The sequence below is a fragment of the Pseudomonas sp. MF6755 genome, assembly GCF_016405635.1.
Classification (GTDB): Bacteria; Pseudomonadota; Gammaproteobacteria; order Pseudomonadales; family Pseudomonadaceae; genus Aquipseudomonas; species Aquipseudomonas haemolytica.
The window spans coordinates 173,037-193,496 of sequence record NZ_JAEKDA010000003.1 but is presented as its reverse complement, the minus strand read 5'-3'; the positions used below and the strand labels follow the sequence as shown (position 1 = coordinate 193,496).

The window sequence follows — 20,460 nt, the reverse complement described above, 5'->3', positions numbered from 1 at the left end:
TGAAATTTGTCTCTCGCCTGTAGGATCGATACCGTCGCGAAGTAGTCCAAGTCCCAGTAAACTGTCATTTTTTCCGAATCCTTCTTTACGAGGTTTATGCATGACTATCAGTCCTTTTGCGGGCAAACCGGCGCCAGCCCAGTTGCTGGTGGACATCCCGCGACTGGTCACGGCCTATTACACCGGCCAGCCTGATGCAGCGATCTCCACCCAGCGTGTGGCCTTTGGTACCTCCGGGCACCGTGGCAGCTCGTTTGAGCTGAGCTTCAACGAATGGCATGTGCTTGCGATCAGCCAGGCCATCTGCCTGTACCGAGAAGCCCAAGGTATCGATGGTCCGCTGTTCGTAGGCCTGGACACCCACGCACTGTCGACACCTGCCGGCGCGAGTGCCTTGGAAGTACTGGCCGCCAATGGCGTACACGTCATGTTGGCTGAAGGCGATGAGTACACGCCGACCCCAGCGATTTCCCACGCCATCATCTGCTACAACCGTGGCCGTACGAGCGGCCTGGCGGACGGCATTGTGATTACGCCGTCCCACAACCCACCGCAAAGTGGCGGCTACAAGTACAACCCGCCTAACGGTGGTCCGGCCGATACCCACGTCACCAAGTGGATCGAAGCCAAGGCCAACGAGTTGCTCGCCAACAAGCTGGCCGGGGTCAAGCGCGTCACCCACGCCCAGGCGCTCAAGGCGGACACCACTCACCGCCATGACTACCTCAACAGCTATGTGGCTGACCTGATCAATGTGATCGACATGGACGCAATCCGCAGCGCCGGCTTGCGCCTGGGCGTCGACCCATTGGGCGGAGCAGGGGTGCGCTATTGGTCGGCGATTGCCGAGCACTACCGTCTGAACCTTGAGGTGGTAAACACTGAAGTCGACTCCACCTTCCGTTTCATGAGCGTCGACTGGGACGGCCAGATTCGCATGGATCCGTCCTCCAGCTACGCCATGCAGGGCCTGATCGGCCTCAAGGAACGCTTCGACGTCGCGTTTGCCTGCGACCCGGACCACGACCGTCACGGTATCGTTACGCCGTCCGGTGGCCTGTTGGCGCCGAATAACTACCTGGCGGTGTCCATCGACTATCTGTTCCAGAACCGTCCTGAGTGGCGCGCCGATGCTGCCGTGGGCAAGACCGTGGTCAGCAGCGGCCTGATAGATCGCGTCGCGGCGCGTATCGGCCGTCGTTTGTACGAAGTGCCGGTGGGCTTCAAATGGTTTGCCGATGGCTTGTTCGAAGGCTCGTTGGGTTTCGGCGGCGAAGAAAGCGCCGGTGCCTCGTTCCTGCGCAAGGACGGCACGGTATGGAGCACCGACAAAGACGGCCTGATCCCAGCCTTGCTGGCGGCGGAAATGACCTCGCGCAAAGGCCAGGACCCAAGCCAGATCTATCGCGGCCTGACCGACGCGTTGGGTGAGCCGTTTGCCATCCGCGTCGATGCCAAGGCGACCCCGGCGCAAAAAGCCCTGTTGGGTAAACTCTCGCCGGAGCAGGTGACGTCCACGCAATTGGCCGGGGAGAGCATCCAGCAAATACTCAGCCATGCACCTGGCAACAACCAGGCAATTGGCGGTTTGAAAGTCATGACCGAAAACGGCTGGTTTGCCGCACGGCCATCGGGCACTGAAGACATCTACAAGATCTACGCCGAGAGCTTTATCGGCGAAGATCACCTCAAGCAACTGGTGGAAGAGGCGCAGGTGTTGGTAGACGGTGCAATCAGCCAGTAACCAGGCCGTACACACTGTGGGAGGGGGCAAGTCCCCTTCCACATTAGAGGCCTGGAGGGCTTGAGATCAGGCCAGGTCGACCAATACGATCTCACTGTCCTCAATCGCCGTCACCCGCAACACCTGCTCATCCTCAACCGCCACGCCATCTCGAGCCTGTGCCCGCACCCCATTGACTTCAATCACGCCCGTGGCCGGCACCAGGTACGCCCGACGCCCACTGTCCAGCCGGTACTCGGCGCTTTCCCCTGCTTTCAGATTGGCTGCCACCAAGCGCGCATCGGCACGAATGCGCAGGCTTTCACTGTCGCCGGCCTTTCCGCTGGCCAATGTCACAAAACCCTCGCGATTGCCTTGTGGAAACGGTTTGGCACCCCAGGACGGCGGCAAGCCAGCTTCATTTGGGATGATCCAGATCTGGAAGATCTTGGTTGGTGTGGCCTCCAGGTTGTATTCGCTGTGGGCAATCCCGGTGCCCGCGCTCATCACTTGTACGTCGCCGGCCTCGGTGCGACCTTTGTTGCCCAGGTTGTCGGCATGGCTGATAGCCCCTTCACGCACGTAGGTGATGATCTCCATGTCACGGTGCGGGTGCTGAGGGAAGCCGGTGCCCGGCCCGATGATATCGTCGTTCCATACCCGCAGGTTGCCCCAGTGCATACGCTCGGGGTCGTGGTATTCGGCGAATGAAAAGTGGTGATGGGCGTCAAGCCAGCCATGATGGGCGCCGCCCAAGGTGTTGAAAGGTCGAAGTTCAAGCATGATCGTCTCCTGTTGATGGAGCTATCATCCAACAGCGCATGATCGATAAAAAGCGTAAAAACTGCTGGATTCCTATCCATTAATTCGATTGTTTAATCCTGTACTGACTTTCACTTCATCGCCTAACTGCATGACAGCAAAGCATTTGGCTGGAACTGAGCGCCAATTCCGGCGACCATGGCGCCCTTGTCAAAGCCAAGCTCATCGCAGGAGTCCGCGTGCCGCAACAAAAGCCTGATCTGCCCCCTGAACTGCGTCCCTTGACTGAAATGCCCCTGTTGAAGCGGCTTGCTGCTCGCCTGTTCGGCCACGGCCTTACCCGCTTGCGTGCGCAGCACCGGTTTTCCTGGTTGCATGGCCAAGCTGATGGTTTCCGCAGTGGGCATGAGGCGGGTGTGGAATATGGCTACCGCGAGGGCAAGGCCGATGGTCTCGAAGAGGGTCGGCAGGTCCTGTTGATTCGCGACTTCCGCCCGGATGAACACCGTGCGCCGGGTGTGGATGACAGCCTGTTTGACGATTGGCGGTTGCCACTCACGCCTGAGGTGAAGAAACGCATGAAGGCGGATGTCGCGCACTTGCTGCCGGCGCATGCGCAGCCGAGTGCCGCGCAGTGGAAGATGATCTTCAGCGACACGCCCTCGACCTCGGTGATCGCCGGTGCTGGCGCCGGTAAATCCACCTCGCTGGTACTGCGCATCCTCTTGCTCACGCATTACCTGGGCTTTGAGCTGAGTTCGATGACGGTGGTGACGTTCACCCGCGAGTCGCGCAAAGACTTCATTCACAAACTCATGGAAATTCTAAGTCTGTGGGGCCAACCCCTTGGTATGAAAGAAGCCCAGGCCGTGGTCCGTACCTTTCACTCGCGCATTCTGCCGATGGTGCGCAGCTTGCCGGGCTTCGAGCGGCTGCAAGCCTTTGAAAATCTCAGCGCAGGCTTTGAAGACGCCGACAGCAACCCCTTCGACCTGCGTATCAGCGATGCCCAGCGTCAACAGATGAATGCCTGTTACCACCGCCTGCATGGTCGCCATGAGCGGTTCCGCGAGTTGATTGCGCCGTTGGCCCGCCATGGCTTGCAGCTAAAGGAACTGGAGCGCGATCATCCGGACGTGCAAAAACGCATGGCCGTGACTGAGTTAGCGGCCAAACGCGATGACGAGTTGTGCGATGTGATCGAAGACCTGTGGTTTCGCGCCGGTGCCTGGCCGATCAAGGGCATAGAGCCTGGGCGCCAGACGTTTGAAATCAATGGCGCGCAATTTCATTGCCATGGCTATATCCCGGAGCTGGGTGCCTGGGTGGTACTGGGTTTTGATGCGCGGGAAAACGCCCAGATCAGTCGGCCGAACTCGAAGCTTTCAGTGCGTGCAGAATGGGCGGTAAAGCGCACCCTGTTTCAAGCTTTCTGTCATAAGCCTTTGATATGGTTAGATAGTTATGAGTCTTCAAAGCGCCTCCTCAGCAGCCTGGCCGGTGATGCTACGGCCGGGCCGGGCTTTGATTACAAGGTCAAGGGCGAACTGGCCTCGGCGCCGCTGTTGGACAGTTTCGTCATGGCTGCCGGGTTTATCGAAAACCTTGGGTTGGACGTACCCACGGCGGTCAGCCAAATGCGCTTCGCCAAGGACGACCCGGATCGGTTTTTCTTTGAAGCCCTGAGCATTTTCTGGAAGGCCCTGGAAGACCACCTGCTGGATCAATCACCGCCGATCATGACCTACAACCGGATGTTCTCCCTGTTTGGTGAAAACACCCCGGAAAACCTCAAGCTGCTCAGCGATCCGCTGCTACGGCCGATGTCGCACCTGATGATTGACGAATTCCAGGATGTATCGCCGCAGATCGTGTCGTGGATCCGCGCCAGCCTGCGGGAAATCCGTAGTCGCGGCCCGGCGATGCACGTCGGGCGCGGTGCGCAACGCTCATCCTTGTTGTGCGTGGGAGACGACTGGCAATCGATCTATGGCTGGCGCGGCAGCTCGCCCAAGTACTTTATGGAGTTCAACAAGGAATTTGTATCGCCGAGCACCACTCGCGTAATGCTCGGCGAGAACTACCGCAGCCATCAGCACATCATCGATGCGGCCGAACATATCGTGCGTAGCGCGCCGGCGATCCCCGGCAAGAAGGCCAAGGCCAGTGGCGCGCCAAAGACGTTGCTGCCTGTCACAGTGCTGGAGCGCGACGACGCGGCGCTTGGGCTGCGGTTGTCGGAGCACTATCAAAGGGGCGAGACAGTGTTGATGCTCTATCGAAAAAGTAGCGATAAGTTATTGATTCAAGAGCATATTCAGTCTGTTGTTAATGTGGATTCTAGCTTGCCGGAGCATGAGCGCAGGCTCAAACAACTGACCTACCACAGCGCCAAGGGCTTGCAGGCGGATGCAGTATTTTTGCTAGGGGACTGCCAGCATCTCACCAGCTCGCCCTATAAGAACCAGATTTACCGCATGGCCGGCCTGGGCAAGGAGGGTGACAGCGAGCCGTACGACAACGCGCAAAAGGACGAAGTACTGCGCCTTGCCTACGTCGGCATAACCCGGGCGGTCAGCCACTGCTACTGGTACGTGGAAAAGCCGGAGGGCCAGGGCGTGAATGTGCCGAGGGCATCTGAACGGGTAGACGGCAAGAAAGCGTTCTTCGATGACCAGCGCCGAGTCTCAACCTGACACAGGGCTGAATGTGGGAGGGGGCAAGCCCCTCTCATATTTCTGGATCTTCATTGCAGGTGGGAAAGTTCAGGCCCGCAACGACAACGGCGGCACAAAACTCTCCAGCTCATCCTCTACCGCCTCGATGATGCGCTCCACATCGGCGGCGTTCATCACCGTGGAGCAAGGGATGCCAGCGATGGCGATCAATGTCTCGCCGCTGGCTCGGTCGAACAGGCGGGCGACCATGCTGCCGGGGGCGTCCATACTCCCCTCGAAGCCGATTGGATGAAAATGCCAGCGCATCAGCTGGCAGGCGTTGGGAAAAGTCACTTTGTTCATGTTGCCCACCTTGGTCATTGAGCGCTTCCTTTAGCTCGCGGCAGGGGTCACGACCGTCGTTGGTCATGACGTCGAAGAACTTCAAAGTAGCATTCGTTCGCAAGCACAAGGTGAATTTTTTGGCCCCGTTCGGCGGTTCTTTTCGCTAATTTTGATGTGGGTCATGTCCTACGGAAAATTAGGCAAAAGGCCATTAGTCAGACGATCAAACTGCCTATTGAAGGGCCGGGTGAAATTCGGCACTCTCAAGCGTTTTCCTCGCCGCAGAGCCCTATATGCCCGACATCGCCCCAGACGATGACTGTCAGAACACTCAAGCCACCGGCGAATTGGTCTTGCACCATCACCTGTGCTGGCGCCATCGCGATCTGGACGGCGTCATGGCCTACTACCATCCCGAGATCCAGTACCACGACTTCTTCCAGAACCGTGTGGTGGGTTACGCCGAGCTGCGCGAGTACTTGCAAGCCAGCATGCCCCGCGAGGCGGACGAGGCGATTGAACACACCGACCGCATCCGCGCCGATGGCGATACGGCGTTTATCCAGTACCGCATCACCTTGCGCGGCGGCCAGGGCCTTGTGTCGTTTCGAACCAGTGAGGCCATTACGGTGCGCGACGGGCTAATCTGGCGGGTAAACGAGTACGCGTCCCTGGTGCATGAGCAGCCTGCCCAATCGACGCGTCCTACCGTCAGTCGCCTGGGCTTGTCGCCCCAGCAACTGGGGCATATGGCCAAGGACCTGCAGCAATACTTCGAATCACGGCAACCCTATCTTGACCCGGAACTGGACTTGCAACGAGTGGCCAAGGAATGCGGCTACAGCCGCAATCAGATGTCCTACCTGCTGAACCAGGTGCTGGGGCAGAGCTTCTACCGCTACGTCAACCAGGCGCGGCTCCAGCATCTATTGGCCGCGCTGGACAGCGCCACACCGCCCATCAAAGTCGATGACCTGGCGTTTGCCGCTGGCTTCAATTCACTGTCGGCGTTCTACAGCGCGTTCCGCCAGCACACCGGCCAGTCGCCCAAGGCCTACCTCAAACAAATTTCCCTGCGTGCACGCGCGCAAGACAGCCCCTGACGCCGCGCTCTAGGATCGACCCTATCGAAACGGAGTAGGGGAAACGGGCATGCCGGCATGGCGCACTATCAGTTTATGGATGGACCAGTTGGACGACCCGCTGCAAGCGCGGCCGGCCCTGGAGCATGACCTGGACGTCAACGTGGCCATTATCGGCGCCGGCTACACCGGGCTGTGGACCGCCTATTACCTGAAACGCCAGGCCCCCGAGCTGAAAATCGCGATCATCGAAGCGCAAACTGCCGGATTTGGCGCCTCCGGTCGCAACGGTGGCTGGCTGATGGGCAATTTGCTGGGGGAAGACCGCCTGCTGGCCGGCCTTTCACCGCAACAGCGGCGCGCCTCGTTTGACCTGCTGCACGGCATTCCTGATGAAGTGGCGCAGGTACTGGCCCGTGAAGGCATGGACTGCGACTACCGCAAAGGCGGTGCCCTGTATTGCGCCGCACGCTACCCGGAGCAGGAGGTGAGCCTGCGGCAGTACCTGGCCAAGTTGTACGCTCAGGGTCTGACTGAAGACGACTATCGCTGGCTCAGCCCGCAGCAATTGGCCGAACAAATCCGTATCGCCAAGCCGTATGGCGGTATCTACACGCCCCACGTTGCAACCATCAACCCGGCCAAACTGGTGCGCGGTCTGGCACGGGCCGTTGAAAACCTGGGCGTGACCATTTACGAAAACAGCCCTGTGACCCATTGGCAGTCCGGCAGCCTGCGTACCGCCAAGGCCAGCGTACGCACTGCCTGGGTAGTGCCCGCTGTCGAAGGCTACGCCAATACGTTGCCGCCCCTGGGCCGCTACCAGTTGCCAGTGCAGAGCTTGATTGTCGCCACCGAACCATTGCCTGCCAGCACATGGGATGAAATCGGTCTCGATCACGGCCAGGCCTTTGGCGAGAGCAGTCGGCAAGTTACCTATGGCCAGCGCACGGCGGACAATCGTTTGGTGTTCGGTGCCCGTGGTGGCTACCAATTCGCCGGCAAGCTGCGTCATAACTTTGATTTGACCGACAACGAAGTGGAGCTGCGTCGCTACCTGTTCGGTGAGCTCTTCCCACAGTTGAAGAACACAAGAATTACCCATTCATGGGGCGGCAATCTCGGTATGTCGCGCAATTTCAGACCTCATATGCTCTGCGACCACAAAACCGGTATCGCGCTTTCTGGCGGGTATGGCGGGGAGGGCGTAGGTGCCACCAACCTCGGCGGCCGCACCCTGGCCGACCTGATCCTGGGCCTGGACACGCCACGGGTCCACCAACCCTGGGTGATACGCGAGCGCAGCCTGCGCGCGCTGAAGGCCTGGGAACCGGAGCCGTGCCGCTGGCTGGGCTACAACGCGATCATCCGCAGTTTTGTCCATGAGGACCAGGTATTGGCCAACCCCAACACCGCGCCCTGGCGCCGCCGGTTGGCGACCAGTATCGCCGGGATCATGGAAGGGTTCATGCACTAAGTCGCTCCATTCACACGGGAAAACCCATGAGCATCACTCAATTCAAAGACACGCTTCACACCCATTTGCCGGACTCATCACCGGTGGCCGTGCCATTGGGCGAGCCCATCGCCGTGGCCTCGACCTTGAGCGTGGAGCGCAATGATGGCGTCGAGACCGGCATCTGGGAATGCACCCCGGGGCGCTGGCGGCGGCAGATCAAATCCCAGGAGTTCTGCCATTTCATCCAGGGGCGCTGCACTTTTACGCCTGACAACGGAGAAATCGTTCACATACAAGCCGGTGATGCGCTGATGTTGCCGGCCAACAGCACCGGTATCTGGAATATCCAGGAAACCGTGCGCAAGACCTACGTATTGATTCTGTAACGCTTTGATCCTTGATCGCCTGCCATAAAAACAGCCCAAAAACCGCCAGGAAATCGAACCATGAAAGCTATTGCCCTGTTGCCCCTGATGTTGGTCGCCTCTATCAGCCAGGCTGCCGAGACCGTGAAGATCTACAACTGGTCGGACTATATTGCGCCGGATACCACCAGGAATTTCCAGAAAGAAACCGGCATCGGTTTCACCTACGACGTGTTCGACAGCAACGAAACCCTCGACGGCAAGTTGATGACCGGTAAATCCGGCTACGACGTGGTCTTCCCCTCCAACCATTTCATGGCTCGGCAGATCCAGGGCGGCGCCCTGAAGAAGCTCGACAAGAGCCAGTTGCCGAACTGGAAGAACCTCAACCCGGTGCTGCTCAAGGCTGTGGAAAACAACGACCCGGGCAACGAGCACGGGTTCCCGTACCTATGGGGCAGCACCGGCATTGGCTACAACATTGACAAGGTCAAGGCGGTATTAGGCGACAACGCGCCGGTAGACTCATGGGACTTGATCTTCAAGCCGGAAAACATGGCCAAGCTGAAGAAGTGCGGGGTGGCGATTCTCGACAACGGCCCGGAACTGCTGCCGGCAGCGCTGAATTACCTGGGCTTGCCGCACCACAGCAGAAAGGCCGAGGACTACAAGAAAGCCGAAGACCTGTTGATGAGCGTGCGGCCTTACGTTGCGTACTTCCACTCCTCGAAATACACCGCCGACTTGGCCAATGGTGATATCTGCGTGGCCGTCGGTTTTTCAGGCGACATCCTGCAGGCCGAAAGCCGCGCCAAGGAAGCCAATAACGGCATAAACATTGGCTACAACATTCCCAAGGAGGGCGCGGCGATCTGGTTCGACATGGTTGCCATGCCTGCCGACGCGCCGAATGAACACGCCGGTTATGCCTTCATGAATTACCTGTTGCGCCCGCAAATCATGGCCAGCATCACCAACCACGTGCATTACGCCAATGGCAACGCCGCTGCCGATAGCCTGGTGGACCCGGCGATCAAGGCCGATACCAAGGTGTATCCGAGCCCGGAAATGATGGGGAAGTTGTTTGCGCTGCAAGCCATGCCCTTGAATATCGACCGGATTCGCACGCGGGTGTGGAACACCATTCGCACGGGGCACTAGTTAACCGATGACTGCAGTTGCAAGGTGGCTGGTTACAAGCTGAGCCAGCTTTCCTGACGTTCGGGTGCCTATCAGTGACTGGCGGATTAGCTTGAGTTGATAATGGCGTCATATTTTGTACATTTAATGTCAACTATTCAGGGTGGAAAGTGTTATTCGCCGTGTGAGAGATTCCGATCTCCAATACGTAACACTTTCAACTTACTTCCTGAAAGGTGACTTATATGTCCTCTATACAAACCCTTCCAACTGGCGGTACCTGGACCTACCCAGAAAACAGCCCTCCCACTTTACGCGGCACAGACCAGCGCGAGCGCCTGGAAGCCAACCGCGGCGAGCCCTCGGTGCTTATCGGCGGCGGTGGCGCTGACCAACTGGTGGGCCGCCAAGGTGAAAATAAATTCAAATATGAAAAAAGCACCGACTCTCTCAGCGATGACCCGGACATCATCTTGAATTTCAATCCGAAGGAAGATGAAATTGATGTGTCGTCAGTATTGAAAGATAGCAACATAGCGGCCATCAATATACAGCCAGGCCCACCGGTGGACGTGGGTGACGTGCAATTGACCCACGAGTTTGGTGTCAGCACCTTGAACATCAAGGTCAGTTCGCAAGGGCCGAACTTTTCCGTGCGCGTTGATGGTGTAAATCTATTGCCGGAGCATATTAACTTCTTTCATTCGGATTAAACCTACGGGTTCTCCAGATCATGCCCCAACGACTGGATAAACAATGAAAACAGCTCGGGCTGTGACGAAATATCCAGCTTGGCGTACAAGTGCCTGCGGTGCACTTTTACGGTGTCTGGCGAGATCTTCAGGCGTTCGGCCATGGCCTTGGAGGAGAACCCCCGCAGTACCAGGCGGGCGATTTCCAGTTCGCGTTCCGACAGCACGCCACAACCGAAATGGCTCAATGCGTCTCTGATCTGGCTGTCCATCGCCGGTGCGCGCTGGTTGCTTTGCTGCCAATGCTGTTGCATCAGCGGGAGCACCCAGGCGGCCAGCGTGGTCAGCAACCCGGCTTCCTCAAAGCTGAAGCGCCGCTGCATGCCCAGTGACAGTGACAGCGTCCCCGCGCCGGGCAATTGCAGGATCAATTGCACCTCGTCTTCCAGCACGTTGTCATGGAAGTAATTGAGGAAGTATTCACTCTGGCGGAAATGGTCCGGCGCCACTTCCTCCAGGCGATACACGCCGCTGGCGTAGTTCTCGCGGCACGCCTGGTAGAACGGGTCGAGCAGGTACAAGCCGTTGAGGTACACCAGCATCGACGCCGGTTTGCTGCTCGGCTGGGCGTCGTACTCTTCCAGGGCCTGGGGTGGGCCGTCCAGCGGGTAGAAAATCGCCAGGGCGTTATCGAAGGGCAGGCATTGATGTAGCAACAACACCAACTGTTTCCAGAAACGCTCGGTGCCGATCTGTGACAGGGTGCGGCCCAACCCCGCATGCATGCCGATTTCCCTGAACAGGCTCATGTCACTGCCTCCTACCCTCAAAAGATCGGCCAAGGGTTCGGCTTTTAGCGGGCACCGTCAAGGGGAGTACGCCAATAGGGGAATTGGCCGATAGGCTTCCAGCCGATAACGTCGCGATTATTCACCGGGAAGCATATCCCGGAAAATCATCATTTTTCGTTTCTGCCTCACACCAAAAACAACGACAGAGGATAACGATATGAGCGCTACCCCCGCGCCCGATGGCGTGCTCAAGCCCACCCTGAGCGTCTTTGATGTAGTGGCCATTACCGTTTCCGCGGTGACGCCGGCCAGTTCCGTATTCGTGATCGCCCCGTTTGCCATTCAGCAGGCGGGCAGCGGTGTGTTCCTGGCGTTTGTGATGGCCGCGTTGCTCGCGTTGATGTTCGCCTTTTGTTACGCCGAACTCGGCCGCGCCCATAACAGTGCCGGTGGCGAGTACGTGTATGCCAAGCGCGTGTTTGGCGGCATGGCCGGCTACGCCACGTTCTTGACCGTGCTGGTGATGTTGCTGTTTATCCCGCCGGTATTGGCCACCGGTGCAGCGACATACCTGAATAACGCACTGGGCACGAAGTTCGACTCCCAGACCGTGGCCCTGGTCATTGTGGTATGCAGCTATGCTCTAGGCATCCTCAATATCAAGCTCAATGCCTGGATCACCGGTACCTGCCTGCTGTTGGAAGTAGCGGCGTTGCTGGTGATTGTGTTTATCGGCTTCGGTAATCCTGTGCAGCCGGCCAGCGTATTGTTCCAACCGCAGATCGTCGAAAACGGCGTGTTGCACCTGGCACCCTGGGCCCTGGTGATCGGCGCTGTCGGCATCGGGCTGTTCTCGTTCAATGGCTACGGCCCGGCGGTGTTGCTGGCCGAAGACATGAAGTGCGGCGGCAAGGGCGTGCACAAGGCGGTGTTGTGGTCCCTGGGTTTGGTGGTGGTGATCGAGCTGGTGCCGATCACGGCCTTGTTGATTGGCGCGCCGTCCCTCAGTGCGATGATCAGCAGCCCTGATCCCATCGGCTACCTGCTGACCAGTCACGGCAATGAAACCCTGTCGCGCCTGGTCAGCGCCGGGATCTTCCTGTCGGTGTTCAACGCCATTGTCGCCATCGTCATCCAGATTGGCCGGGTGGTGTTCAGCAGTGGTCGCGATGCGCTGTGGACGCCGAGCATCAACAAGCTGTTCACGCGTATTCACCCACGCTGGGATTCGCCTTGGCTGGCGACGCTGTTCCTGGCGATTCCTTCGGCGCTGTTGAGCTTTAGCTCGAACCTGGCCGACCTGACTTCGTTCAGCGTTTTGCTGATCATGCTGGTGTACCTGGTGGTGGCGTTGAGCGCGCTGATGAGCCGGGTGCTGCTGCGTGATCGCGAGCATCCCTATCGCATGCCGTTGTGGCCGCTGCCGGCCTTGCTGGCGGTGCTCGGCGCGGGTTATCTGCTGGTGACCTTGATCCTCGAGGCGTCGGTGCGCGACATCATGATTATCATCGGCTTGCTGGCCCTGTCGGTGATTTTGTATTGCATCAGTGGCCGGCTGAGTCCGGCGTTCCAGAAATTGTAAGGAGTGGGTATGCGTGCACGTCAATTGGGTATCACGTTGGGGCTGGGCACGCCCGGCGAATTGAATGCCATCACCGATGTTCCCGGGGTACGCGTGGGTCACAGCACGCTCAAGACCCGTGTCGACGGCAAGCAGGTGCGTACCGGTGTCACGCTGATCCAGCCGCGTGCCGGGGAGGCACGGCATCAACCGTGTTTCGCCGGTTACCACGTGCTCAATGGCAACGGCGACGCTACCGGCCTCGAGTGGATCAGCGAGGCAGGGCTGTTGACCACGCCGATGGCCATAACCAACACCCACAGCATCGGGATCGTGCGTGACACCTTGATCGCCCTGGAGCGTGAGCGCCTGGCGGACCCTGCGGTGTACTGGTGCATGCCGGTGGTCATGGAGACCTATGACGGCCTGCTCAACGATATCTGGGGCCAGCATGTGCAACCTGAGCATGTGCGCCAGGCCTTGGACCAGGCTGAAACCGGGCCGGTGCAGGAAGGTGCCGTGGGCGGCGGCACCGGCATGATCTGCCACGAATTCAAGGGCGGTATCGGCACCGCGTCGCGACGTTTATCGGCGGAGCAGGGCGGCTGGACCGTTGGCGTACTGGTGCAGGCCAACCATGGCAAGCGCCAGGAACTGCGGGTCGATGGCTACCCGGTGGGGCGCCACTTGATGGACATCCCTTCGCCTTTCGCCGAGCGTGGTACCCCCGGCATGGGTTCCATCGTGGTGATTATTGCCACGGACGCACCGTTGCTGCCCCATCAATGCAAGCGTCTGGCGCAGCGCGCATCCATCGGCATCGGGCGCACCGGTGGCGGCACTGAGGACTCCAGCGGTGACCTGTTCCTGGCCTTTGCCACCGGTAACCACGATTTACCGCCGGCAGACTATGGGCGCAAGGATCTGCCACTCAGCACACCGTTGCGGATGGTCAATAACGATCATATCTCGCCGCTGTTCAGCGCCGCCGCGGAGGCCGTGGAAGAAGCGATCATCAACGCTATCCTGGCCGGTGAAGACATGAGCACGGAGGAGGGCGTCAAGGTCCCGGGCCTTGCCGGCGAGAGCCTTTTGCACGCGCTGCACAGGTGTGGCTGGAGTATGTCCCGGTAATAGGGGGCACGTACTTTTAATAGTCCGAGTAGTGGCTCTTTAATGTTGCTAATGACACCGTGACAATATATTGGATCCATTATTCAAGTGGCCGCTCAACTAGAGCGGCTTTACTGCTATTTAATATTTAAATATGACGGCGCCAAACCGGTCAGGCAAAAAGCAAGCGTTCCCAGTAAACACTGCGTACGACTTCATCAAGTTGAACCTGCGTCACATTTTTCCTGTGGAAATAGTTGTAGACGAAAGATTTCAAGTTGTGTCAGTTTTCTTACGCCTTCAAAAGAGGTGAGTGATAGGACTATCCTCGCCCGCGAGGTTCCTATCGAACAAAGACTGATGCACTTGCAAACAAGGAAGTACGTTTATGTCAAAAGTAAAAGACAAGGCTATTGTATCTGCCGCGCAAGCCAGCACTGCTTACTCGCAAATCGATAGCTTCAGCCATCTTTATGACCGCGGCGGCAACCTGACGGTCAACGGTAAACCGTCGTTCACTGTGGACCAGGCGGCTGACCACCTGCTGCGCGAGAATGCCGCGTACCGGGACGTAGATGGCAACGGCAAGATTGATCTGACCTATACGTTTCTCACCTCGGCTTCCCAGGCAACCATGAACAAACATGGCATCACCGGGTTCAGCCAGTTCAACACCCAGCAGAAAGCACAGGCCGTATTGGCCATGCAATCCTGGGCTGATGTGGCCAACGTGACCTTCACCGAGAAAGCCTCGGGCGGTGACTTCCACATGACGTTCGGCAACTACAGCGGCGGCCAGGACGGCGCAGCGGCGTTTGCCTACCTGCCGGGCACCAACGACAAGTACCATCAAAGCGGACTTGATGGCACCTCCTGGTACCTGACCAACAGCAGCTATACGCCGAACAAGACGCCAGACCTGAACAACTATGGCCGTCAGACCCTGACCCACGAAATCGGCCACACCCTGGGCCTGGACCACCCTGGCGACTACAACGCCGGGACCGGCAACCCTTCCTACAAAGACGCGGACTATGGACAGGACACGCGTGGCTACAGCGTCATGAGTTACTGGAGCGAGAGCAATACCAACCAGAACTTCAGCAAAGGTGGCGTCGAGGCTTACTCCTCAGGCCCACTGATCGACGACATCGCCGCGATTCAGAAGCTCTATGGTGCCAACTACAGCACCCGCGCCGGTGACACCACCTACGGGTTCAACTCCAACACCGGGCGTGATTTCCTCAGCGCCACATCCAATGCCGACAAGCTGGTGTTCTCGGTATGGGACGGTGGCGGCAACGACACCCTGGACTTCTCAGGCTTCACCCAGAACCAGAAGATCAACCTCAATGAGACCTCGTTCTCCGACGTTGGCGGCCTGGTGGGCAACGTGTCCATCGCCAAGGGCGTGACCGTCGAAAACGCCTTTGGTGGCGCGGGCAACGATCTGATCATTGGTAACCAGGTCGCCAACCTCATCAAGGGCGGGGCCGGTAACGACCTCATCTACGGCGGTGGCGGTGCGGACCAACTGTGGGGCGGCGCCGGCAACGACACGTTCGTGTACGGTGCCATTTCCGACTCCACGCGATCGGCTGCGGACAAGATCTTTGACTTCACCTCGGGTTCCGACAAGATTGACCTGTCGGGCATTACCAAAGGTGCAGGCTTGAGCTTTGTCAATGCATTCACCGGGCATGCCGGCGAGGCTGTGCTGAGCTATGTCTCGGGTACCAACCTGGGCACCTTGGCCGTCGACTTCTCCGGGCACGGCGGGGCGGATTTCCTCGTCACCACCGTTGGCCAGGCAGTCGCCAGCGACATCGTGGCGTGATGTAAAGCGCGGCGCCCCGGCGCCGCGCTCCAGGATGGAGCAGAAAATGCCGCGTTTTTCTCATTTGATCGCCTGTGCTTCGCAGGTGTTGTTCGTGTCGGCAGGAGCCCACGCAATGGCTAGCAGTCTGGTATTACCGACCCCCGCCCAGTTGGCCGGGCATTGGGAGTTGAAGCAGCAGGGCAAGGTGTGCGCGCTGGAGTTATTGGAGCAAGCCAACGCCTTGGAAGGCGATATCGCGTGTGTGGCGCAGTGGCTGGGGGAAAAGCCGTTGACCTGGTCACCGACCCCCGACGGTATCTGGCTGATGAATGCCGAAGGCAGCGGTATTACTCATCTGAATCGCCAGAAAGAAGGTGAATATGAAGCTCGCACTAAGACCGGTGAAGTGGTTGTACTGCAACGAATACCTTAGTTAAAAGTTATAAGCATATAACTCGATTTAATAGTTGGCCGTGCCCTGTTTTTGGGCAAGGGTGACTATTGCGCGCAATTCGCTGCAAGGAAGATTAAATAATATGGCGAAGTCCCATGGGGTTGCGCCCTTATTCAGGGCGTTGGGTGAATACAAGAGTATTTTGATCAGCGTCGGCTGCTTCACGGCATTGATTAATCTGTTGATGCTGGTGCCGTCGATTTACATGCTGCAAGTATATGACCGCGTATTGTCCTCCCAGAATGAAACCACCCTGGTGATGTTGACGCTGATGGTCGTGGGCTTTTTTGCGTTTATCGGGCTGCTGGAAGTGGTGCGCAGTTTTGTCGTGATCCGCATCGGCAGCCAATTGGAGCGGCGTTTCAACTTGCGCGTGTACAAGGCCGCATTTGAACGCAACCTGCAGCGCGGCCAGGGGCATGCCGGGCAATCCCTGGGCGACCTGACCGCTATCCGCCAATTCATCACCGGGCCTGCGCTGTTCGCGTTTTTCGATGCGCCGTGGTTCCCGATCTACCTGTTCGTGATTTTCCTCTTCAACGTGTGGCTTGGCGTGCTGGCCACTGTCGGCGCGGTGCTGTTGATTGCGCTGGCCTGCCTGAATGAATACCTGACTAAAAAGCCATTGGGCGAGGCGAGTATCTTCTCCCAGCAGTCGACCCAGTTGGCCACCAGCCACTTGCACAACGCCGAGACGATCCAGGCCATGGGCATGCTCGGCGCGCTGCGCAAACGCTGGTTCGCGGTGCATTCGCAATTCCTGGGCTTCCAGAACAAGGCCAGCGACACCGGTTCGGTGATCAGCTCCCTGAGCAAATCCCTGCGCCTGTGCCTGCAATCCCTGGTGCTGGGCCTTGGCGCCTACCTGGTGATCAAGGGCCAGATGACCGCCGGGATGATGATCGCCGGCTCCATCCTGATGGGCCGCGTGCTCAGCCCCATCGACCAGTTGATCGCGGTGTGGAAGCAATGGAGCTCGGCCAAACTGGCCTACCAGCGCCTGGATGAACTGCTGCGCGAGTTCCCGCCGGAAGTCGAGCAGATGGCGTTGCCGGCCCCCAAGGGCCAGGTCAGTTTCGAGCAGATCAGCGCTGGCCCGCCAGGGCGGCGCATGGCGACCTTGCATCAAGTCAGCTTCACCCTGGCAGCCGGCGAAGTGCTCGGCGTGCTGGGCGCGTCGGGCTCGGGCAAGTCCACCCTGGCCCGCGTGCTGGTGGGTGTCTGGCCGACCCTGGCCGGCACCGTGCGCCTGGACGGCGCCGATATTCACCGCTGGGACCGCGACGACCTCGGCCCGCATATCGGCTACTTGCCCCAGGATATCGAGCTGTTCAGCGGCAGCATCGCCGACAACATCGCGCGTTTTCGCGAGGCCGACCCGGAGCTGGTGGTCAAGGCCGCGCAGCAGGCCGGGGTACATGAATTGATCCTGCGCCTGCCTCAAGGCTACGACACCGTGTTGGGCGACAGCGGCGGCGGCCTGTCCGGCGGCCAGAAGCAACGCGTAGCCCTGGCTCGCGCCCTGTACGGCGGGCCGCGGCTGATCGTGCTGGATGAACCCAACTCCAACCTCGACACCGTCGGCGAAGCCGCGCTGGCCAGCGCCATCATGCAGATGAAAGCCCAGGGCAGCAGCGTGGTGCTGGTCACCCACCGATCCTCGGCGCTGGCCCAGGCCGACAAGTTGCTGGTGCTCGGTGAAGGCCATCTACAGGCGTTCGGGCCGAGCCAGGAAGTGCTGCGGGCGTTGTCCGGGCAGCAGGAAGCGCCGAAAGAAAAAACCGGTGTCAGCTTCAGTCGTCAGTACCAGGCCGGAAGGAATCCAGGCGCATGAGCAGCATTACTGTTGAACCTCGTTTTAAAGAGCGCAACGCCGGCTTCTTCGTAAAAATGGGCTGGCTGCTGACCATTGTCGGTGCCGGCAGTTTTTTCCTCTGGGCCAGTCTCGCACCGTTGGACCAAGGCATTCCGGTACAAGGCACCGTAGTGGTGTCCGGCAAGCGCAAGGCCGTGCAAACCTTCAGCCCCGGCGTGGTCAGTCGGATCCTGGTGAAGGAGGGCGAGTTGGTCAAACAAGGCCAGCCGCTGTTCCGTCTCGACCAGACCCAGAACCAGGCCGATGTGCAATCCCTGCAAGCCCAGTACCGCATGGCCTGGGCCAGCGTGGCGCGCTGGCAGAGCGAGCGTGACAACCTGTCCAGCATCACTTTTCCCGCTGAACTGAGCGCCAATCCCGATCCTGCCCTGATGCTGGTGCTGGAAGGCCAGCGCCAATTGTTCAGCAGCCGCCGCGACGCCTTCGCCCGTGAACAAGCCGGTATTCGTGCCAGCATCGAGGGTGCCACCTCACAGTTGGGCGGCATGCGCCGTGCCCGCAGCGACCTGACCGCCCAGGCGCAATCGCTGCGCGATCAGCTCGGCAACCTGCAACCGTTGGCCGACAACGGCTATATCCCGCGCAACCGCCTGATGGAATACCAGCGTCAGTTGTCCCAGGTGCAACAGGACCTGGCGCAGAACGCCGGGGAAAGCGGGCGCATCGAGCAGAGCATCCTCGAATCGCGCCTCAAGTTGCAGCAGCACAGCGAGGAATACCAAAAGGAAGTACGCAGCCAATTGGCCGACGCGCAACTGCGCAGCCTGACCCTGGAGCAGCAACTGACTTCCGCCGGTTTCAACCTGCAACACAGCGAAATCAATGCGCCGGCCGAAGGCATCGCGGTCAACCTCAGCGTGCACACCGAAGGCGCCGTGGTACGCGCCGGTGAAACCCTGCTGGAGATCGTGCCCCAGGGCACACGCCTGGAAGTGGAAGGGCATCTGCCGGTGCATCTGGTGGACAAGGTCGGCACGCACTTGCCGGTCGACATCCTGTTCACCGCCTTCAACCAGAGCCGTACGCCGCGGGTGCCGGGCGAGGTCAGTCTGATTTCCGCTGACCAGATGCTCGATGAAAAAACCGGCCAGCCGTATTACGTGCTGCGCACCACGGTCAGCGAGGCGGCGCTGGAAAAACTCCACGGCTTGGTGATCAAGCCCGGCATGCCCGCCGAGATGTTCGTGCGCACGGGCGAGCGGTCATTGCTCAATTACCTGTTCAAGCCGCTGCTGGATCGCGCCGGCTCCGCGTTGACTGAGGAATGAGCATGAAGTCAGTGTTCATTTCGCTGTTGCTGGTGTGCGGCAGTGCCCAGGCCGCCATGGGCCCGTTCGATGTGTATGAGCAGGCCCTGCGCAACGACCCGGTATTCCTCGGCGCCATCAAGGAGCGCGACGCCGGCCTGGAAAACCGCACCATCGGCCGCGCCGGGCTGTTGCCGAGGCTGTCCTATAACTACAACAAGGGGCGCAACAATTCCGAGGCGCACTTGCCTGATGGGCGCGGTGGCAGCTATCGCGACGACCGCAACTACAACAGCTACGGCTCGACCTTCAGCCTGCAACAGCCGCTGTTCGACTACGAAGCCTATGCCAACTACCGCAAGGGCGTGGCCCAGGCGCTGTTCGCCGATGAAAGCTTTCGCGACAAGAGCCAGGCGTTGCTGGTGCGGGTGTTGAGCTACTACACCCAGGCGTTGTTTGCCCAGGACCAGATCGACATCGCCAGGGCCAAGAAGAAGGCGTTCGAGCAACAGTTCCAGCAGAACCAGCATTTGTTCCAGCAAGGCGAGGGCACCCGTACCGATATCCTTGAAGCTGAATCGCGCTATGAACTGGCCACCGCCGAAGAGATCCAGGCCCTGGATGAGCAAGACGCCTCGCTGCGGGAGTTGGGCGCGTTGATCGGCGTGCAAAGCGTCAACATCAACGACCTGGCACCGCTGAACCAGAGCTTTGCCGCGTTCACCCTGAGCCCGGCCAACTACGACACCTGGCATGAACTGGCGATCAGCAATAACCCGACGCTCGCCTCACAGCGCCAGGCCCTGGAAGTGGCGCGCTATGAAGTGGAACGCAACCGCGCCGGGCATTTGCCGAAAATCACCGCCTATGCCAGTTCGCGCAAGCAGGAATCCGACAGCGGCAACACCTACAACCAGCGCTACGACACCAACACCATCGGCGTCGAAGTGAGCATGCCGCTGTATGCCGGTGGCGGCATCTCGGCCTCCACCCGCCAGGCCAGCCGCGCCATGGAGCAGGCCGAGTACGAGCTGGAAGGCAAGACCCGCGAAACCCTGATCGAGTTGCGGCGCCAGTTCAGTGCCTGCCTGTCCGGCGTGAGCAAGCTGCGCGCCTACCAGAAAGCCCTGGTCTCCGCTGAAGCGTTGGTGGTGTCGACCAAGCAAAGCATCCTCGGCGGCGAGCGGGTCAACCTCGACGCGTTGAACGCCGAGCAGCAGCTGTACAGCACCCGTCGCGATCTGGCCCAGGCGCGGTATGACTACCTGATGGCCTGGACCAAATTGCACTACTACGCGGGCAACTTGCGTGACACCGACCTGGCGAAGGTGGACGAGGCGTTCGGCCCCGTGAAATGAGCATCCATAACAACAA

At 59.4% G+C, this 20,460-nt stretch carries 17 protein-coding genes; 14 read left to right on the top strand and 3 right to left on the bottom strand.

All coding sequences use genetic code 11. The annotated features are described in order from the left end of the window. Positions 1–100: 100 nt before the first annotated feature. Positions 101–1,744, top strand: a complete 1,644-nt coding sequence (pgm, locus tag JFT66_RS05020; RefSeq protein ID WP_034119525.1) for a phosphoglucomutase (alpha-D-glucose-1,6-bisphosphate-dependent) — start codon at positions 101–103, stop codon at positions 1,742–1,744. Positions 1,745–1,810: 66 nt separating this feature from the next. Here the strand turns inward: pgm and JFT66_RS05015 are convergent, their stop codons facing one another. Beyond that, the gene (locus JFT66_RS05015; protein ID WP_198858892.1) at positions 1,811–2,506 is read right to left on the bottom strand and encodes a pirin family protein; all 696 of its coding nucleotides are present in this window, start codon (positions 2,504–2,506) and stop codon (positions 1,811–1,813) included. Positions 2,507–2,724: 218 nt separating this feature from the next. Between JFT66_RS05015 and JFT66_RS05010 the strand changes: the two genes are divergently transcribed. Continuing rightward, positions 2,725–5,181 carry a UvrD-helicase domain-containing protein gene (locus tag JFT66_RS05010; RefSeq protein WP_198858891.1) on the top strand — a complete coding sequence of 819 codons (2,457 nt, stop codon included), beginning with the start codon at positions 2,725–2,727 and terminating at the stop codon, positions 5,179–5,181. A 69-nt stretch (positions 5,182–5,250) separates the two neighbouring features. On the opposite strand, the gene JFT66_RS05005 is transcribed toward JFT66_RS05010, so the two are convergent. Beyond that, positions 5,251–5,523 carry a DUF1652 domain-containing protein gene (locus JFT66_RS05005; protein ID WP_198858890.1) on the bottom strand — a complete coding sequence of 91 codons (273 nt, stop codon included), beginning with the start codon at positions 5,521–5,523 and terminating at the stop codon, positions 5,251–5,253. A gap of 257 nt (positions 5,524–5,780) precedes the next feature. Here JFT66_RS05005 and JFT66_RS05000 point away from each other — a divergent pair, with 257 nt between their 5' ends. From JFT66_RS05000 to JFT66_RS04980, 5 genes are all read left to right on the top strand, one after another. Next, positions 5,781–6,590: a helix-turn-helix transcriptional regulator gene (locus JFT66_RS05000; protein ID WP_198858889.1), complete on the top strand. Its 810-nt coding sequence runs from the start codon at positions 5,781–5,783 to the stop codon at positions 6,588–6,590. Positions 6,591–6,639: 49 nt separating this feature from the next. Continuing rightward, on the top strand, positions 6,640–8,046 hold the full coding sequence (locus JFT66_RS04995) for an NAD(P)/FAD-dependent oxidoreductase (protein WP_198858888.1): 1,407 nt from the start codon (positions 6,640–6,642) through the stop codon (positions 8,044–8,046). Between the two features lie 26 nt (positions 8,047–8,072). Next, entirely contained in the window at positions 8,073–8,414 is a 342-nt protein-coding gene (locus JFT66_RS04990) for a cupin domain-containing protein (protein WP_198858887.1), read from the top strand. A 60-nt stretch (positions 8,415–8,474) separates the two neighbouring features. Beyond that, a complete protein-coding gene (locus JFT66_RS04985) occupies positions 8,475–9,554 on the top strand; it encodes a polyamine ABC transporter substrate-binding protein (RefSeq protein WP_198858886.1) in 1,080 nt (359 codons plus the stop codon). A 224-nt stretch (positions 9,555–9,778) separates the two neighbouring features. After that, complete coding sequence (locus JFT66_RS04980; RefSeq protein ID WP_153872006.1) at positions 9,779–10,246, top strand: M10 family metallopeptidase C-terminal domain-containing protein; 468 nt, start codon at positions 9,779–9,781, stop codon at positions 10,244–10,246. Between the two features lie 2 nt (positions 10,247–10,248). Here JFT66_RS04980 and JFT66_RS04975 read toward each other — a convergent pair whose 3' ends face one another. Continuing rightward, positions 10,249–11,034 (bottom strand): helix-turn-helix transcriptional regulator, encoded by a 786-nt coding sequence (locus tag JFT66_RS04975; protein WP_153839851.1) that lies wholly within the window; start codon positions 11,032–11,034, stop codon positions 10,249–10,251. Between the two features lie 199 nt (positions 11,035–11,233). On the opposite strand from JFT66_RS04975, the gene JFT66_RS04970 reads away from it, so the two are divergent. From JFT66_RS04970 to JFT66_RS04940, 7 genes are all read left to right on the top strand, one after another. Further along, positions 11,234–12,598, top strand: coding sequence for an APC family permease (locus tag JFT66_RS04970; RefSeq protein ID WP_034119535.1), 1,365 nt, complete (start codon positions 11,234–11,236; stop codon positions 12,596–12,598). A 9-nt stretch (positions 12,599–12,607) separates the two neighbouring features. Continuing rightward, complete coding sequence (locus JFT66_RS04965; protein WP_034119536.1) at positions 12,608–13,711, top strand: DmpA family aminopeptidase; 1,104 nt, start codon at positions 12,608–12,610, stop codon at positions 13,709–13,711. 367 nt (positions 13,712–14,078) lie between these two features. Beyond that, entirely contained in the window at positions 14,079–15,527 is a 1,449-nt protein-coding gene (locus tag JFT66_RS04960) for a serralysin family metalloprotease (protein ID WP_153839854.1), read from the top strand. A 46-nt stretch (positions 15,528–15,573) separates the two neighbouring features. Beyond that, positions 15,574–15,942: a protease inhibitor Inh/omp19 family protein gene (locus JFT66_RS04955; RefSeq protein ID WP_153839855.1), complete on the top strand. Its 369-nt coding sequence runs from the start codon at positions 15,574–15,576 to the stop codon at positions 15,940–15,942. 103 nt (positions 15,943–16,045) lie between these two features. Beyond that, on the top strand, positions 16,046–17,797 hold the full coding sequence (locus JFT66_RS04950) for a type I secretion system permease/ATPase (protein WP_198858885.1): 1,752 nt from the start codon (positions 16,046–16,048) through the stop codon (positions 17,795–17,797). Beyond that, positions 17,794–19,107: an HlyD family type I secretion periplasmic adaptor subunit gene (locus tag JFT66_RS04945; RefSeq protein ID WP_198858884.1), complete on the top strand. Its 1,314-nt coding sequence runs from the start codon at positions 17,794–17,796 to the stop codon at positions 19,105–19,107. The genes JFT66_RS04950 and JFT66_RS04945 overlap by 4 nt, the downstream gene beginning before the upstream one ends. Before the next feature lie 2 nt (positions 19,108–19,109). Then, positions 19,110–20,444, top strand: a complete 1,335-nt coding sequence (locus tag JFT66_RS04940) for a TolC family outer membrane protein (protein WP_034119683.1) — start codon at positions 19,110–19,112, stop codon at positions 20,442–20,444. Positions 20,445–20,460 lie beyond the last annotated feature (16 nt).

What these genes read in the sequence shown, in the direction of transcription:
- JFT66_RS04960 (WP_153839854.1), top strand. Translation starts at nt 14,079, where the DNA reads ATGTCAAAAGTAAAAGACAAGGCTATTGTATCTGCCGCGCAAGCCAGC.
- JFT66_RS04965 (WP_034119536.1), top strand. Translation starts at nt 12,608, where the DNA reads ATGCGTGCACGTCAATTGGGTATCACGTTGGGGCTGGGCACGCCCGGC.
- JFT66_RS04970 (WP_034119535.1), top strand. Translation starts at nt 11,234, where the DNA reads ATGAGCGCTACCCCCGCGCCCGATGGCGTGCTCAAGCCCACCCTGAGC.
- JFT66_RS05005 (WP_198858890.1), bottom strand. Translation starts at nt 5,523, where the DNA reads ATGACCAAGGTGGGCAACATGAACAAAGTGACTTTTCCCAACGCCTGC.
- JFT66_RS04950 (WP_198858885.1), top strand. Translation starts at nt 16,046, where the DNA reads ATGGCGAAGTCCCATGGGGTTGCGCCCTTATTCAGGGCGTTGGGTGAA.
- JFT66_RS05015 (WP_198858892.1), bottom strand. Translation starts at nt 2,506, where the DNA reads ATGCTTGAACTTCGACCTTTCAACACCTTGGGCGGCGCCCATCATGGC.
- JFT66_RS04955 (WP_153839855.1), top strand. Translation starts at nt 15,574, where the DNA reads ATGCCGCGTTTTTCTCATTTGATCGCCTGTGCTTCGCAGGTGTTGTTC.
- JFT66_RS04980 (WP_153872006.1), top strand. Translation starts at nt 9,779, where the DNA reads ATGTCCTCTATACAAACCCTTCCAACTGGCGGTACCTGGACCTACCCA.
- JFT66_RS04985 (WP_198858886.1), top strand. Translation starts at nt 8,475, where the DNA reads ATGAAAGCTATTGCCCTGTTGCCCCTGATGTTGGTCGCCTCTATCAGC.
- pgm (WP_034119525.1), top strand. Translation starts at nt 101, where the DNA reads ATGACTATCAGTCCTTTTGCGGGCAAACCGGCGCCAGCCCAGTTGCTG.
- JFT66_RS04990 (WP_198858887.1), top strand. Translation starts at nt 8,073, where the DNA reads ATGAGCATCACTCAATTCAAAGACACGCTTCACACCCATTTGCCGGAC.
- JFT66_RS04945 (WP_198858884.1), top strand. Translation starts at nt 17,794, where the DNA reads ATGAGCAGCATTACTGTTGAACCTCGTTTTAAAGAGCGCAACGCCGGC.
- JFT66_RS04940 (WP_034119683.1), top strand. Translation starts at nt 19,110, where the DNA reads ATGAAGTCAGTGTTCATTTCGCTGTTGCTGGTGTGCGGCAGTGCCCAG.
- JFT66_RS04995 (WP_198858888.1), top strand. Translation starts at nt 6,640, where the DNA reads ATGCCGGCATGGCGCACTATCAGTTTATGGATGGACCAGTTGGACGAC.
- JFT66_RS04975 (WP_153839851.1), bottom strand. Translation starts at nt 11,034, where the DNA reads ATGAGCCTGTTCAGGGAAATCGGCATGCATGCGGGGTTGGGCCGCACC.
- JFT66_RS05000 (WP_198858889.1), top strand. Translation starts at nt 5,781, where the DNA reads ATGCCCGACATCGCCCCAGACGATGACTGTCAGAACACTCAAGCCACC.